12 protein-coding genes are annotated in these 15,192 nt (G+C 61.0%); 7 read left to right on the forward strand and 5 right to left on the reverse strand.

Annotated features, from left to right (window positions below; genetic code table 11):
• Positions 1-151 precede the first annotated feature (151 nt).
• The 3 genes from QFZ60_RS04045 to QFZ60_RS04055 form a co-directional block, all read right to left on the reverse strand.
• Entirely contained in the window at positions 152-595 is a 444-nt protein-coding gene (locus QFZ60_RS04045; RefSeq protein WP_307088387.1) for a YdeI/OmpD-associated family protein, read from the reverse strand.
• Positions 596-668: 73 nt separating this feature from the next.
• The gene (locus QFZ60_RS04050) at positions 669-1,133 is read right to left on the reverse strand and encodes an Lrp/AsnC family transcriptional regulator (protein ID WP_307088388.1); all 465 of its coding nucleotides are present in this window, start codon (positions 1,131-1,133) and stop codon (positions 669-671) included.
• 814 nt (positions 1,134-1,947) lie between these two features.
• Positions 1,948-2,562, reverse strand: a complete 615-nt coding sequence (locus tag QFZ60_RS04055) for a helix-turn-helix transcriptional regulator (protein ID WP_307088390.1) — start codon at positions 2,560-2,562, stop codon at positions 1,948-1,950.
• A gap of 276 nt (positions 2,563-2,838) precedes the next feature.
• On the opposite strand from QFZ60_RS04055, the gene pdhA reads away from it, so the two are divergent.
• The 3 genes from pdhA to QFZ60_RS04070 are packed head-to-tail and all read left to right on the forward strand — an operon-like array spanning position 2,839 to position 6,688.
• Entirely contained in the window at positions 2,839-4,065 is a 1,227-nt protein-coding gene (pdhA, locus tag QFZ60_RS04060; protein ID WP_307088392.1) for a pyruvate dehydrogenase (acetyl-transferring) E1 component subunit alpha, read from the forward strand.
• Entirely contained in the window at positions 4,062-5,183 is a 1,122-nt protein-coding gene (locus QFZ60_RS04065) for an alpha-ketoacid dehydrogenase subunit beta (protein ID WP_307088394.1), read from the forward strand. Before pdhA ends, QFZ60_RS04065 begins: the two co-directional genes overlap by 4 nt.
• 2 nt (positions 5,184-5,185) lie before the next feature.
• On the forward strand, positions 5,186-6,688 hold the full coding sequence (locus tag QFZ60_RS04070; protein WP_307088396.1) for a dihydrolipoamide acetyltransferase family protein: 1,503 nt from the start codon (positions 5,186-5,188) through the stop codon (positions 6,686-6,688).
• Between the two features lie 224 nt (positions 6,689-6,912).
• Here the strand turns inward: QFZ60_RS04070 and QFZ60_RS21635 are convergent, their stop codons facing one another.
• Both QFZ60_RS21635 and QFZ60_RS04075 read right to left on the reverse strand, forming a co-directional pair.
• Positions 6,913-7,527, reverse strand: a complete 615-nt coding sequence (locus QFZ60_RS21635; protein WP_373427658.1) for a YdcF family protein — start codon at positions 7,525-7,527, stop codon at positions 6,913-6,915.
• A 56-nt stretch (positions 7,528-7,583) separates the two neighbouring features.
• The gene (locus QFZ60_RS04075; RefSeq protein WP_307088399.1) at positions 7,584-8,972 is read right to left on the reverse strand and encodes an O-antigen ligase; all 1,389 of its coding nucleotides are present in this window, start codon (positions 8,970-8,972) and stop codon (positions 7,584-7,586) included.
• A 24-nt stretch (positions 8,973-8,996) separates the two neighbouring features.
• Here QFZ60_RS04075 and QFZ60_RS04080 point away from each other — a divergent pair, with 24 nt between their 5' ends.
• The 4 genes from QFZ60_RS04080 to QFZ60_RS04095 all read left to right on the forward strand — a co-directional run bounded on the left by QFZ60_RS04080 (position 8,997) and on the right by QFZ60_RS04095 (position 15,167).
• The gene (locus tag QFZ60_RS04080; RefSeq protein WP_307088401.1) at positions 8,997-10,280 is read left to right on the forward strand and encodes a glycosyl hydrolase family 28-related protein; all 1,284 of its coding nucleotides are present in this window, start codon (positions 8,997-8,999) and stop codon (positions 10,278-10,280) included.
• Between the two features lie 163 nt (positions 10,281-10,443).
• On the forward strand, positions 10,444-11,856 hold the full coding sequence (locus QFZ60_RS04085) for a polysaccharide biosynthesis tyrosine autokinase (protein WP_307088403.1): 1,413 nt from the start codon (positions 10,444-10,446) through the stop codon (positions 11,854-11,856).
• 624 nt (positions 11,857-12,480) lie between these two features.
• A complete protein-coding gene (locus tag QFZ60_RS04090) occupies positions 12,481-14,037 on the forward strand; it encodes a nucleoside-diphosphate sugar epimerase/dehydratase (RefSeq protein WP_307093194.1) in 1,557 nt (518 codons plus the stop codon).
• Positions 14,034-15,167 (forward strand): DegT/DnrJ/EryC1/StrS aminotransferase family protein, encoded by a 1,134-nt coding sequence (locus QFZ60_RS04095; protein WP_307088405.1) that lies wholly within the window; start codon positions 14,034-14,036, stop codon positions 15,165-15,167. Before QFZ60_RS04090 ends, QFZ60_RS04095 begins: the two co-directional genes overlap by 4 nt.
• Positions 15,168-15,192 lie beyond the last annotated feature (25 nt).

The following is a 15,192-nucleotide window of genomic DNA, read 5'->3' on the forward strand; positions in this document are numbered from 1 at the left end:
GAAACTCCCCTCGGGTCCGTCCTCCAGCCGCCCGCGGGCGCAGGATAATTGACCGAAACGCAGTTTTGTCGCGACCCGCACCGGTACATTCAGGCTGATAGTAAGTACACTTACCAGTGGACGTAGTGTCCAGCAGTGCGGCGCTGCGTTCCTACTTCTTGCCTGCCTTGAGGTCTTCCACCGCCTTGGCCACCCGGCGCGAACGGGTTTCCGGCGTCTTCGCATCGGTGATTGGCTCCACGTAGCGGCGTTGGCTGCTGTAGTTCAGGCTCCCGTAGAAGGCCTTCGCTTCCGGTTCGGCCTCGAGGGCACTGGCCAGGTCATCCGGAACCTCAATGACCCGTGGTTCGGTGTCCACTTCCAGCCCCACCTCCACGGTGTCCCCGGCGGCCACTCCCGTCAGTTCCCGGTTCGCCGCGCTCACGCTGACCATGTTCTTGCCGCCCATCACCGCGATGCTGCTGCGGTAGCTTTCGCCGTTCATGGTGACCACCACCGGAGGCCGCCGTCCGGCATCAAGCGCAGTAACGATCTCCTCCGGGACCTCGATGCCTGTCTTGTTGCCGCTGCCCTGGATGGTGGTGGTGAATTTCATCCTCACAGTATGGGGCTCTTTGCGGCGGCAGGGATATGCGGGCGCGCGAAAGTCCCGGTCTCCTGAGCTGGGTCTACCGAGTATCCACGTCCTCAAATACCAGGAATGTCTGTGTATCCAGTACGCCGGGCATGCTCTGCAGTTGGTCGAAAATAACCCGTCGGAGGTCGATGTTGTCCACGGCGCGGACCAGCAGGATCACGTCGAAGTCGCCGCCCACCAGGGCAATGCGGTGCACCTCCGGGATGGCGCCGAGCTGGTCCCGCAGTTCGCGCCAGGAGTCCTGCTTGAGCTTCAGGGTCACGTACGCCGAGGACTTCAACCCCGCCTTGATGGGATCCACCAGCGCCGTGAACCGGGTCAGCACCCCGTCGCCGGTCAGCCGCGCGATCCGGCTGTAGGCATGCGCGCGGGAGATGTGCACGTTCTCCGCCACCTGCGTCACGGACATCCGGCCGTCGCGGGTGAGTTCGCTGATGATCCGCCGGTCGATCTCGTCCAGCGCCACCTGATCGCTGCCGGCATCCTTGCCCGCCATTGTGCCCACTCCCGCCGTGACCCGGATCGCTATAAATCGTCTCCCATACTAGGCAGATTAGAGCAGCCTCTCTGCCTCAGGGCGGGCGGCGGATACGAAACAGGCGCGCAGCAGGGCTCTTGGGCGAGTAATGCCTGCGGAAGGACGCCGTTTCCGGTGGCTGTTAGGAGCGCGGGAATGGGGATGCGCCGTGAGGGGCATCGGGCCGGTCCGCCGCTCCCCGGATAAAGTCGCAGTCGCTGGGGGAGAGGACAGTTTCGCCGTGCCGGTCCTGTTCCAACTGCTCCCCAGTGCCTTTCATAATTGCTGCCGCGACGGTGCGCGGGAGGATTTGGCATCCAGGATTATCAACCAGCCACTGCCGCGTTTCAGGGTCGAGCTGATCCCACAACTTGGCTATCTCCATAGCTAACACCCACCCTTGTCATTGCTGTTGAGGAAATGCTGCCGGGGCGGATGCCCCGGGACCATGCGTGTCCAACTTTTTGAACTCGGGTTTGAACGTGCTTGAGGAACCAAATGGAGAGGCGGAGGGGACCACGCTGTCCCCTCCGCGTCCATCCCCGCACCATGAACCCCCAAGTACCCCCGGTCACGTGGTGCGAAGTCTCTTACGCGGAATGGGCGGAAGAGCGTGGATATGACGGATAGACATTTTTGTCAATTTCCACGCTCACGAGTCTGCCCCCTTTGACGGGTAGAGGTCAACGCAATTCTTGGAAATTAGGGACATTAGGGGCAGCTGGAGGAAGGCATGACCGGATGGGCCATGCTGCTCTCCTGGAACGGGTAGGTGCGCGCAACCTGCCAAGCGTCAGGGGCGGGAGCTGTCCTGGCCGCTGCGGAGCTCATCCAGGGCGGCCTCCAGCAGCGTCATGTGGCAGGTCCTCGCCGTCATGATGAGCCGTCCGGCTGCTGCTTCTGAGCTGCAGCCGGTGCGGTCCGCTATGGCCCGGCAGGCGTCGGCGATGACCGAACGGGACACCAGTGCTGTTTCCGGCGCCGAAATCCGCTCACCCCATGCCGCCGTGAACGGATCCTCTTCCGGCAGGGGACCAAGGGAGTTGAGGGCGGCGGTTGTTCGGGCGTGAAGGACGGACCGGGCAGCGGCGAGCAGTTCGGCGGCCTCCGGGCAGGCCAGCCGGTAGACCAGGCGGCCGCCGGAGCGGGTGCAGTCAATCAGTTGCTGTGCGCGCATCTGGGCCAGGTGCCGGGACAGGTGCGAGGGTTTTACGCCGGTGCGCTCGCAGACTTCTGGGATGGACAATTCACCCTGGGAAAGCAGCTCCAGGATGGTGGCCCGGACCGGATGCGCCACCGCCTTGAACACTTCCGCGGCAGCGTACACTGACGCTCCGGCCAATCCGCGGTCATTGGCCTCATGCCCCCGAACCTGGCGGCTCTCAATATCAATGTCGTAGCTGTTCATGCCCTACGCTCCCTTCGGCTACGCATCCCATTATCCGACGCCCCGGAGCTGCTGACCCTCTGCCGCCGCAGAAAATTACCACGATGGAAATCCCGTCCCGTATCGCCGCCCGCCGATTCGTCCACAACCCCTGCCGGTAACCCACGTCACACTTACAAATCGTCTTCCGATAGACCCGTTTGCGCGCAGCTTCTCCACGATTTCCACAGATGCTGGATACGAAACCTGCATCAGGACAATACTGGGAACGAATAGTGGCTACCGAAGGACGGACCAATGACGATCTCCGCAGACCACACCGCGCCGCACAGCACCAGCCCGGAAGCAGCAGACAATGCGCTGACGGAAGCTGTGAAGAAGTTCGGCATCACGGTGGAGGATTACATGCTCCCCGCCCGGCACCAGATCCAGATGGTGGACCCGGACGGCCGGCTCATCCCGGAAAGTGAGCAGGGCACCCAGCCCGGCCACGAATACCCCGTGCCCGGCGATGACGAACTGCTGGCAGCGTACGAACGCCTCGTCGTCGGCCGCCGCGTCAATGACCAGAACTCAGCCCTGGTCCGGCAGGGACGCATGGCTGTCTACCCCTCCAGCCACGGCCAGGAAGCCTGCCAGGTGGCCGCCGCCCTGTGCCTCTCCGACGCTGACTGGATGTTCCCCACCTACCGCGACGCCGTGGCCGTGATGACCCGCGGCGTGGACCCTGTGCAGGTAATGACCATCTTCCGCGGCGACTGGCACGGCGGCTACGACCCCCTCGAATACAAGGTGGGCATTCAGTGCACCCCGCTGACCACCCAGCTGCTGCACGGCGTTGGCGTGGCCCACGCCGCCAAGCTTCGCGGCGAGGACACCGTGGTGCTGGCCATGTGCGGCGACGGTGCCACCAGCGAAGGCGACTTCCATGAAGCCCTGAACTTCGCCGCCGTCTTCCACCTGCCCGTCATCTTCTTCGTCCAGAACAACAAGTACGCCATCTCGGTGCCGCTGGCACACCAGTCCGTGGCGCCGTCGCTCGCGCACAAGGCCGTGGGCTACGGCATGGCGGGCGAGCGCGTGGACGGCAACGACGTTGTGGCGCTCCTCGCCGTCCTGGACCGCGCCGTGAAGCTCGCCCGCGAAGGCTCCGGCCCGCTGCTGGTGGAAGCCAACACCTACCGCATGCAGGCGCATACCAACGCCGACGACGACACCCGCTACCGGGAAAGCGCTGAAGTTGCGGAGTGGCGGGCCAAGGACCCGGTCAACCGGATGCGCACCTACCTGACGGAGCGCGGGCTCCTGGATGACTCCGCGGAGGAGCAGATCGCTGCACACGCCGAGGCCGTGGCGGCGCAGCTCCGCGAAGGTCTCAGTGAGGATGTGCCCGTGGACCCGCAGGAACTCTTCCGGCACGTCTTCTCGACCCCCACCCCGCAGTTGAAGGAACAGTCCGCCATGCTCGCCGACGAGCTCGCCCGCGACGCGGCATCTACTGATTCACAGGAGGCCGGCAAGTGAGCCCCACCATCACCACCTCTTCCGAGGCCAACGGCAACGTTTCTGCCGCCACGGCCCGGGCCGCAGCCTCCGCCGCCGCTTCCGCCGAAGCCGCCGGACCCCAGCCCGTCACCATGGCCAAGGCCCTGAACACCGCCCTGGCCGACGCCATGCACGCCGACTCCTCCGTCCTGGTGTTCGGCGAGGACGTGGGCATGCTGGGTGGCGTCTTCCGCATCACCGACGGCCTCACCGCCACGTTCGGCGAGCAGCGCTGCTTCGACACCCCGCTGGCCGAATCCGGCATCGTGGGCATGGCCGTGGGCATGGCCATCAACGGGATGCGCCCGGTGATCGAGATGCAGTTCGACGCGTTCGCCTACCCCGCGTTCGAACAGATCGTTAGCCACGTGGCCAAGATGCACAACCGCACCCGCGGGGCGGTCAGGCTCCCCATGGTCATCCGCATCCCCTACGGCGGCGGCATCGGGGGAGTGGAGCACCACTGTGACTCCTCCGAGTCCTACTACGCCCACACCGCCGGCCTGAAGGTCTACACTCCGGCCACCGTGGCGGACGGTTACCGGATGCTCCGCGAAGCCATCGACTCCGACGACCCCGTGGTGTTCATGGAACCCAAGAAGATGTACTGGACCAAGGACTCGGTGGACCTGGGCGAGCTGCGCCGCCTTCACGAACTTCCTGGGGAAGGCACGACGGCGGGACGCACCACCGAAGGCCGGGCCGCCGTCGCCCGTCCCGGCACGGACGCCACGCTGATTGCCTACGGCCCGTCCGTCCCCACCGCTTTGGCTGCTGCGGAGGCCGCTGCTTTGGAAGGGCGCTCGCTGGAAGTCATTGACGTGCGCACCATCGTCCCGTTCGACGACGACACCGTCTGCGCGTCCGTCCGGAAGACCGGCCGGGCCGTGGTGATCGCCGAGGCGCACGGTTTCGCGTCCGTGTCCTCCGAGATCGTGGCCCGGGTCCAGGAGCGCTGCTTCCACTACCTGGCCGCCCCCATCCGCCGCGTCACCGGATTCGACGTCCCGTACCCGGCGCCCAAACTCGAGAAGTACTACCTGCCCGGCGTGGACCGCATCCTCGACGCCGTTGACGACCTTCAGTGGGAGAACTGACCATGAGCGAACCACGTGTGTTTTTGCTGCCTGACCTGGGCGAAGGCCTCACCGAAGCCGAGCTGGTGGCCTGGCATGTGGCCGTGGGCGACGAGATTGCCGTTGACCAGCCCATCGCCGAGGTGGAAACTGCCAAGTCCGCTGTGGAGGTGCCGTCCCCGTACGCCGGGATCGTCACCGAACTGCACGGGCAGCCGGGCGAGACCCTGGACGTGGGGAAGCCGCTGATCTCGGTGACGCCGCTCTCTACGGGTGTCGCCGCGGATGATGCCGCCCCCGCCCCTTCGCCGGCCCATCCCGTGGTTGAACCCAACGAGACCGAGCTTGCCGAAGCTAAACCTGCTGATGCCGTCGCCGAGACCTATCGGGAGGAAGAAAAGGCCGGCTCGGGAAATGTCTTGATCGGTTATGGAACTCCAGGCGGGCATAGCCAGGCACGGCGTACCCGTGCGCGGAAGTCTTCTGTGACGGTGGCTGAGCGCACCGGATCCACTGCTCCCGAATTGTCCAAGGAGGACGACCTCACCCTCCTGCGCACCCGTGTGCCCGGCAAACTCGGGGCCGTGATCTCGCCGCTGGTCCGGCGCATGGCCCGGGAGCACGGCGTCGATCTCGGCGACATCTCCGGCTCAGGCGACAGCGGCCTCATCATGCGCCGCGACGTGGAGGCTGCGCTGCGGACAACTGCTCCGGCCCAGGTTCCCGAAGCCAAGCCGGCGGAAACCAGGCCTCTGGAATCCGAAGCCGCCGCCGCATCTCAGGAAGCGCAGGCAGCGAACGGCGTGGATGCCCGCACCGGGCTGCCCATTGCCGCCCGCACTCCCGTCCGCGGTGTCCGCAAGGCCGTGGCCGCCAACATGGCCCGCAGCCGCTCCGAGATTCCCGAAGCAACAGTGTGGGTGGACGTGGATGCCACCGCACTGATGGAACTTCGCGGGGGGCTGAAGGCCAACGGCGCCGAGGTTCCCGGGCTGCTGGCCTTCATCGCCCGGTTCGTCACCGCGGGGCTAAAGAAGTACCCGGAGCTGAACACGCGGATTGAAACCGCGGAGGACAGGTCCCAGGAGATTGTCGCGTTCGACGGCGTCAACCTCGGCATCGCGGCGCAGACCGACCGGGGCCTTGTGGTGCCCTCGGTCCGGGCCGCGGAGAAGCTGACCGCCCGGGAACTGGACGCGGAGATCCGGCGCCTCACCGACGTCGCACGCCAGGGCAAGGCGACCCCCACGGAGCTGGGCAGCGGCACGTTCACGCTGAACAACTACGGCGTGTTCGGCGTGGACGGGTCCGCGGCGATCATCAACCACCCGGAGGTGGCCATCCTGGGCGTCGGCCGGATCATTGACAAGCCGTGGGTGGTCAACGGCGAGCTGGCGGTCCGCAAGGTCACGGAGCTGACGCTGACCTTCGATCACCGCGTGTGCGACGGCGGCACAGCGGCCGGCTTCCTCCGCTTCGTGGCGGACGCCATCGAAAATCCCACCTCGCTCCTCGCTGACATCTGACCGTCCCCCATCAAGTGAAGCGTCGACGGCGGCAAACCCGCCGCCGTCGAAAGCCCCGACTTGGATGGTTTTTCCGCTGGCCTCCGGTAACGGCATTATGCGGATGACCTATCTACCGGGGACCGTTCATGAGCCTAGCCTTCAATCGGCCGCTAATCCGGTGAATGCCCCGGGAGCACATCGTTGGCCTCCTTGCACACCTGGTTTCGCCCCTTGTCATTGGATCAACATTCCCAATCAACAGCTGCCTTGACGAATGCGGCACTCTCATAGACGAACCGGTACGTCCAGTTAATTGGCGAGAGATCTGGCCTGACAGCGATCATGTCCAGCTTGCGCGAGTAGCACCGGCCAATGATGGTTCGGGCTCGTGATACGTGGGAATCATCTGTTACCACTGTGACATGATGCCAATTGTTTTCGTCACTCAGCTTCTGGATTGCCCTGGCTTCACCCTGTGTGGTGGCCGGATCGGGACTGAAGCAAATAACTCGGTACGGCATGTGGGCTTCACAGATGTCGGCTGGCGGATTGCCACTCTCGCCAACGGGCACGGAAATAACCAAAACGGGGCTGTACCCCTCGGACATGAGCTTCGTTGCATAGTCCAGTCGGCCCGTTGGAACGGCAGGCGCGAGGACCACCACAGCGTCCGATTGCTCAGGCTGGTCAACTGCGGGAACTGCAACAAGGAAAAAGCTTGCCACGCCCCATGAAGCGAGTAGTACGAGGCCCCATATGGCGGCCCTGGTCAACAACCTTTGCATACGGCGAGGGCGACCACCGGGGGTTCTCTCCCGCCTGGGACCACCTTCCGACCGTGGCGGCGGGGGTTTCATGGTCACTAGGGTAAACCGTATGCCGCATACAGTGACGGGAAGCTGGCAACTTCTCGCTATAGGTCCCTTGATCGCGTCGCAGCCGAGGTCGCAACGCCATTGGCTGCTGTTTCACCGGTAGAGACTGTTTCCTCTGACCGGAAACGGCCATTAGCCGCAAAGGCCAGGATAAGCATCCACGCCGTCAGCGCGGATGGGCCGCCCCAGCCATAAATAGAAGATTCTGTCAGTTCCACGACTGCTATTGTCACAACAACAACGAGCAGGGGGCGCGCGGAATTTTCGAGCCGTGATGCAGCCAGCACTGACAATCCCAGTGCTACGAAGATGAAAGCTCCGAAAAGGCCGGTTTCCGTAAGGATGCTCAGGTAGATATTGTGCGCCGCCAGTCCCGGTGCCCCGGGCTTAACCTCTTCGATGGACCTGTATCCCGTCCCGGTCAAAGGGGACTTCTGAAACATGTCAAGCAGCTGCTGGTAGATTTGCAGCCTGCCGGAGGTTACGTCGGGGGAGGACCCGTCACGCAAAAAGAACCTATCCAGCGGTTCCAGCAATTGCGGATCGATGACCATTGCGAATACGAAAAACAATCCGCCCAAGACAGCCAGGGGGAGAATGAGCGTCCGCTGGGTGCCGGACAGCATAAGTATGAGCACTGCGATCACCACGGCCAAGAGAGCACCGCGGGAACCTGACAGCAGCATCGCGGCTGTAAGGACTGCCATGGAAGCCAGCACGAGGATGCGGCGCTTTGATGCCCTGAATAGGTAGACGCCACCAGCGATACCTATGGCTGACATCATTCCCGCATAATTGGCGTTGGAGTACATACCCCTGAACCGTCCATAATCCGGGTCAACGGGCCATGCCTGACCCGCAAGAACGGCGACGACACCCACTATTTGCACCATCGTGATCAGCAGGAAGACCATTGACACGTCGCCGCGCAAGTCGCTCGGTCCGGACCAACGCCGGACAAACGTCAACAGAAGGAAAGTCGTCATGCCGGCCAGGAGGATCGACTGTGGCAACGTTGCGCTCGGGGCCAAAGTGGTCAGGTTTGTGGCCAAGGCTATGACGGCAAACAAGATCATGAACAGAACGACGGCCCGGTCCGAATCACGGATACGCCCGGGCTTTTTTGGAAGAAGCGCGATGCCGGCCAGAACTATGGGTCCGAACTGTAGTATGTACCACCCGGTCTCGCTCAGGAGAGCCGACGTGGGTCCGGACCTCAGGACCGACACCAAAAGTGACGTGCCCACCATGGTTCTCCACAAGCCCGCCTTGTACAGGATTACCGAGTAGACGGCAAGGCCCAGGACGGCAGCCAGTAGAAGTACAGAGCTCACAGCAACATACACAAGCGCCGCAAGCACAGCGATCATTGCAGGCATTAGCAACTTTGCGTTGTGAAACTGGATGCGGTCACTAGGATTCCCCACACGTAGAGCATATCTTCGTTGACTATGACCAAGAATGATGACGAGAGGGTTCGACGCCGGGAGTTGTTCCGCGTCGGTGCCCTGGCTTCGGTCGTCACTGGGACGTCAGTTTTGGCGGGAGTCGGCATTAGCCAGTCCACCTCTCCTGACACCAAGCACGACACGAAGGCACCAACGCTTGGGAATGCGCAAGATTTTGCGATTAGGAACGTAAAGGACTTCGGCGCTGTCGGAGATGGCACGGCAGTGGACACCAACGCAGTGCAAGCGGCCATAGCGGCCGGTGGCATCACCTATTTCCCGCCGGGTACCTACGAAGTCAGCGACCTGGTAGCTGCCGACGGCATGCGCTTGGTGGGCGTTGGCACGGCGGGTCTGGGAAGATCGCGTCTGCGCTCCAAAACAGGAACCATCTTCCGCACCAGTGGCCCCGCCACCTTCAGCACTAAAGTTTCAGGGCTCGTGTTCGACTCGTTTGGAGGCGGCGGAGATCTGTTCACTGGCATGTGGTCCCTTGGGATGTTTGAAGACTGCGCCTTCGTCCAATACCAGGACGGGTCTTCATGCTTCAACGTCACTGGCTGGATTGACATGTTGGTGATCCGATGCACTTTCGACCACACCCACTCCGCTACCGTACCGACCTTCAAGGCAGTCAGCGACACGGGAGAACTGGCGCAATCCACTTTCCTATCCAACCGCTTCACGAAGACTGGCGATTATGCGATCCACTTAGAAGGGACAGACGGGTCCGTCGTGGAGAATTTCAGCATCAGGGACACCAACTTTGAGGAATCTGAAGGGGGAGCCGTCCGTCTGCTCTCGACCCGGAACACGAGCATCAATAATCCAGGGGTGTGGGACTTCAAACAGGGAGACGCGACAAAGCACCTCATGTACATTGGGACCTCAGCCAAGAATGGCGTGGTCTCCAGCAACAACGAAATCAGCCACTACGTCCGCGACGCAATGTGCAAGCTTGGACCCGGCGTTTATGATATCGCGCTTGGGGCCGGCACAGAGTTCACGAGCATTATGCACCCCCGACATCAGTTGACCGCGGCAGTGCAGGTGAACATGTCTGGTACCACCGGATTGGTGGTCGGCGACAACCCACTTGTCAGCGGCGGCACCCAAGCAACAATCATCTCGGGCCAGGCCGTCAAATTTCCCCAGACGCCCACAAGCCAACGTCCGGCTGCCTCCGCCGCCGGAGCCGGCAGCCAAATCTTTGACAGCACCATCAATGCCTTTGTCTACAGTGACGGAACAACCTGGCGAAAGATATCCGACGACAGTCCCGCTTAGGAGCAATTTCCCGTGCTGAGGAAACAAGAAGTTACATAGCTGCGGGAGGGCGCGAGAGAGTAACGGTATCCTTGGCATGCTTTAATCGGCAGTGGCAGGCCTTGTGTTTTAAAGGGTTGGTTGGACAAGAAGCTACTTCCGTAGCGGAATTGCCGGGGATTTCATGGAGCTGAAAGACTACCTACGTGTGGTGCGGCTGAGGTGGCTAACGATTGTAGCTGCCATTGTGATCGGGCTGGGACTAGCCGCAGGATATACGTTCCTGCAAACCCCCCGCTATCAATCAACGAGCCAGCTTTTCGTTTCCGTTCAGCCGGGTACTTCTCCCGGTGACGTAGCCGAAGGCAACGCGTTCGCTGAAAAGCGCGTGGCTTCATACGTGAGCTTGGCCACGAGCGCCCGAGTACTCCAAGCCGCCGCCCGGGAACTGGGTCTGAGCGGTGGAGCAGAGGCACTTGCAGACGAAGTCGTGGCTACCACTCCAGCCGGGACCGTCCTTGTTGACATCACAGTCACCGACTCCGACGCGCAGCAGGCTGCCAAGATCGCAAACGGAACCGCCAGGCAACTCATCGCGGCCGTCAACGAAGTCGAAGACGTAAGCATCGTGCGATTGAGCGTCTTCGAAGAAGCGGTGGCTCCGAGTGCGCCGTCCTCACCAAAGCTGCCACTCAACCTCGTGCTTGGGCTGCTTTTAGGACTCCTCGTCGGAGTTTGCTACGCATTTATTCGCGAGAAGCTCGACACTCGGATTCGTACGCAAGCGGACGTCGAACGGAGCGTCGATGCAGGAATTTTGGGGACCTTCGCCTTCGATGCGACCGCGGAAAGTGAACCCGTGATCATTCGATCGGAAGCTTTCAGCCGCAAGGCCGAAAGCTTCCGTCAGTTGCGGACCCACTTGCAATTCGCAAATATTAATGGAGGACCGCAGACCATAGTTCTGTCGTCTGCCGTCCCCGGAGAGGGTAAGACCTCCATCGCCGTGAACTTGGCGATCATGCTGGCTGAAAGCGGTACGCGCGTGCTACTGGTCGACGCGGACCTGCGTCGTCCACAGGTTGCACGAATGCTCGGTATTGCTGGGGTTGTGGGGCTGTCGGGGGTGCTCTCGAATACGGTTGCTCTTGAAGACGCAATTCAAAAATGGGGCCCTGATGGAGCACTCCACATTCTTGCTTCTGGACGCCCGGCGCCAAACCCCAGCGAACTTCTGGGCTCGCCCGCAATGGACAAGCTCATTGCTCGTGCTGAGACGGACTACGAAGTCGTCCTAGTCGACACGCCGCCACTTCTCACGGTAACGGATCCGGAAATTTTGGGAGCTAAGGCGGGCGGAGTTGTTCTTGTGGTCAGCGCGGACGGTCGGACAACAAGGACAGATGTGTCTCAAGCAGTTGCAAACCTGAAAGCGGTCAACGCTCGATTGCTGGGCGTAGTAGTCAACCAAGTTGATACGGACACCGCCCACAGGCACACGTACTACGATCAGCGACCAGAATACGAAGAGCCCCGCCGGCCCTCCAAAAAGCGGGCAAAGAAGCATCTTTTCGCGAAAAGAAGATTTCGCTCCTGAATTGTCACTTCCAGGCCTCAGTGCCGGACCGAAACCGGAGGGTGGGTTAGGGGTTTCGTTAGGGCGTCCAGTGCGGGTTCTGGGGGATGTCTACCTCAAGTAGTGTGCCTTCCCGAACTCGGGTAGTCCCTACTGTGGTCTTGTCTTTTCACGCCAATTACCGTTGCATCATCAGATTCGCTCCAGGGCCCACCCCCAACGAACTGATCTGCTTTACTTCTTTTGTTGACGCGGCGACGGTATGAAGCACTGTCCGAGCGACACTCCCTGACGGTAGCCATGATCGGACATTTCGGCGGCATTCCGCCTGCATATCTTGCTGGCAGGATCGGATCGACACGACAACGAATTCAAAAAACTGCCCAAACTATAGCGACAGATCTCCGCCTCATGCCACGGCAGTTATTTCGATGGCGAGAGTGCCTGGTTGACGTTGGAGTGTGGGCTGTAGCCTTTCCCATCGCCACACTAATACGGCTGGACTTCGATCCTACGAGGCTTTCACTCGTCGTTGTCGCCACCGCGGCTTTCTTGGCTGTGCTGCTGCAGGCCCTCTTTGGATGGCTTTTCGGGCTCTACCGGTACCTGCATCCTTATGGTTCACGGCACGATGCCATAAACCTCATGCTCGTCGTTGGCAGCGTGGGCCTGGTCCTGACATTTAACAGGCTCCTTCTCCCTGCGTCTGACGATTTCCCGCGCAGCTCACCGCTTATCGGACTGCTAGTTGCTTTTGTGTTGATGGCAGGTGCGCGTCTGGTATATCGCGCATCTTATGATCGACGTCTCCGCCCGGGGGAATCTGCGACGCCCACTCTCGTGTACGGGGCAGGACAGCTGGGACAGCACGTGATCCAGCAGATGATCAGAGACAAATATTCGCCGTTTCGTCCCGTTGGGATTATCGACGATAACCCTCGGCTCCGCAGCTTTCGCCTCGAAGGTGTTCCGGTCTTGGGGGGCCGCGCCCAGCTCGCGAACGTGGCGCGGGAAAGGCGTGCAGAAGTGCTGATTTTTGCGATAGCACGGGCAGATGCTGAACAACTGCGGCAGGTTTCGGACGATGCTGATACTGCAGGGCTTCGGCTTCTGGTTCTGCCCTTGCTCGCAGACGTCCTCGAAGGCCGGACGCGGCTCGGTGACTTGCGCGATGTTTCCATTTCCGACCTGATTGGCCGCCACGCAGTTGACACGGAACTGGACTCGATCGCTGGCTTCATAACCAACAAGCGTGTCTTGGTGACAGGCGCAGGCGGCTCGATAGGATCCGAACTCTGCCGGGAAGTTATGCGTTTTTCGCCCGCCGAAGTCATAATGCTTGACCGCGACGAAACCGGTCTTCAGGGTACGCAGATCTCGATCTCGGGCCACGGACTGCTCGATACGGACGAAGTAGTTCTCGCCGACATTCGAGATGAGAAGACCATCCGTGACATATTTTTGAGGCGCCGGCCCGAGGTAGTGTTTCATGCCGCTGCCCTCAAACATCTTCCCATGCTTGAGCAGTATCCGAATGAGGCGTGGCAAACGAACGTTCTCGGAACTTTAAATGTCCTGCGTGCCGCCAAGGCAGCAAAAGTCGAAACCTTCGTCAACATCTCCACTGACAAGGCGGCAAATCCGACGAGTGTATTGGGTTACTCCAAGCGGTTGGGCGAAAGACTGACTGCTTGGTTTGCCGCTGATACAAAAAAGGCCTACTTGTCGGTTCGCTTTGGCAACGTTATTGGCAGCCGCGGCTCGATGTTGCCAACATTCAAGCTACAAATCGAGGCGGGTGGGCCGTTGACGCTGACCCACCCAGACGTGACTCGCTACTTCATGACCATTCCCGAGGCTTGCCAACTGGTTGTGCAAGCAGGAGCAATCGGCTGCCCAGGCCAGGTGCTGATCTTGGACATGGGGGAGCCCGTCCGAATCATGGACGTGGCCCAACGAATGATTGCAAAGTCCGGCCGCAAGATCACCATCTCCATTACGGGACTTCGGCAGGGAGAAAAGCTGCATGAGGATCTCGTAGGGGCAGGTGAAGCAGATGATCGTCCAATCCACCCGAAAATCAGTCATACAGTCGCGCCGCCCCTGTCCCCAAACGACCTCCTGCTGAATCACTGGGAGCCGACGCATTCTCACATGATGGATGGATTGCTGCATACAGAAAGCCTGGAGACCCGACCATGAGCAGCAGGATCTATCTTTCGTCGCCTGATGTAGGGGAGTTGGAGGAGAAATTTGTCCTCAATGCGCTCCGGTCCGGATGGGTAGCCCCGTTGGGACCTGATGTCGATGAATTCGAGGCCGAAATCTCGGAGCGGGTAGGTGTCACCTGCGGAGTAGCGCTTGCGTCGGGGACAGCCGCCCTTCACCTGGCGCTGCTGACCCGTGGCATCGGAATGGGTGACACAGTACTGACCTCGACCATGACTTTCGCCGCAACGGCCAATGCCATCTGTTATACGGGAGCGCATCCTTTTTTTGTCGACAGTGACGCGTCAGGCAATATCAACACCGTCTTGCTGGAAGAAGCCGCAGAGAATCTCGTTGCTGAATCCCGTCCGGCCAAGGCGATCCTCGCAGTGGATCTGCTGGGCAAAGTTTGCGATTTCAGCGAAATACACCGCATCGCCGAACGTTTTGGAATGGTGGTTATTGCCGATGCCGCAGAGTCGTTGGGCGCCACCCGTGAAGGGAAAGCGGCGGGGTCATTCGGGGACACGGCAATCGTGTCCTTTAACGGGAACAAGATCATGACGACTTCCGGGGGAGGAATGCTGCTGACTGAAGACAGCACAGTTGCCGCGCGGGCTAGGTATTTGGCCACTCAGGCGCGGCAACCCGTAGCCCATTATGAGCATACGGACATTGGCTACAACTACCGGATGAGCAATCTTCTGGCTGCGATAGGCCGTGCACAACTTATGCGGTTGGACGAGATGCTATCCAAACGCCGTCACCATCGTGAAACCTATCGTGAATTCTTCGCACCAGTACACGGGGTGGAGCTTTTCGGCGCTAGTGACGACGACGAGGACAATTGCTGGCTGACTTCAATAACAGTCGATTCAGGGCAGGCCGGATTTAACGTGCAGGACCTGGCAGCACACATGGCAGCCGGGAACATTGAAACCCGCCCACTATGGAAGCCAATGCATCTTCAACCGGCTTTTGCCGGAGCGGATTGTCTCATCGACGGTACGTCGGAACGCTACTTCAAAACGGGACTCACTCTACCGTCTGGCTCAGCTTTGACCACTGAGGAGTTTTCGCGTGTTATCGAGCAACTTCGCTCATTCCTGGCTTGCCAAAACTGATGCTTAACCAATGAGAACGGAAGGC

Source organism: Arthrobacter sp. B2I5, from assembly GCF_030816735.1.
GTDB lineage: Bacteria > Actinomycetota > Actinomycetes > Actinomycetales > Micrococcaceae > Arthrobacter.

Coding starts and splice junctions, on each gene's coding strand:
- QFZ60_RS04045 (WP_307088387.1), bottom strand. CDS start 595: ATGAAATTCACCACCACCATCCAGGGCAGCGGCAACAAGACAGGCATC.
- QFZ60_RS04050 (WP_307088388.1), bottom strand. CDS start 1,133: ATGGCGGGCAAGGATGCCGGCAGCGATCAGGTGGCGCTGGACGAGATC.
- QFZ60_RS04055 (WP_307088390.1), bottom strand. CDS start 2,562: ATGAACAGCTACGACATTGATATTGAGAGCCGCCAGGTTCGGGGGCAT.
- pdhA (WP_307088392.1), top strand. CDS start 2,839: ATGACGATCTCCGCAGACCACACCGCGCCGCACAGCACCAGCCCGGAA.
- QFZ60_RS04070 (WP_307088396.1), top strand. CDS start 5,186: ATGAGCGAACCACGTGTGTTTTTGCTGCCTGACCTGGGCGAAGGCCTC.
- QFZ60_RS21635 (WP_373427658.1), bottom strand. CDS start 7,527: ATGAAACCCCCGCCGCCACGGTCGGAAGGTGGTCCCAGGCGGGAGAGA.
- QFZ60_RS04080 (WP_307088401.1), top strand. CDS start 8,997: ATGACCAAGAATGATGACGAGAGGGTTCGACGCCGGGAGTTGTTCCGC.
- QFZ60_RS04085 (WP_307088403.1), top strand. CDS start 10,444: ATGGAGCTGAAAGACTACCTACGTGTGGTGCGGCTGAGGTGGCTAACG.
- QFZ60_RS04090 (WP_307093194.1), top strand. CDS start 12,481: ATGCTCGTCGTTGGCAGCGTGGGCCTGGTCCTGACATTTAACAGGCTC.
- QFZ60_RS04095 (WP_307088405.1), top strand. CDS start 14,034: ATGAGCAGCAGGATCTATCTTTCGTCGCCTGATGTAGGGGAGTTGGAG.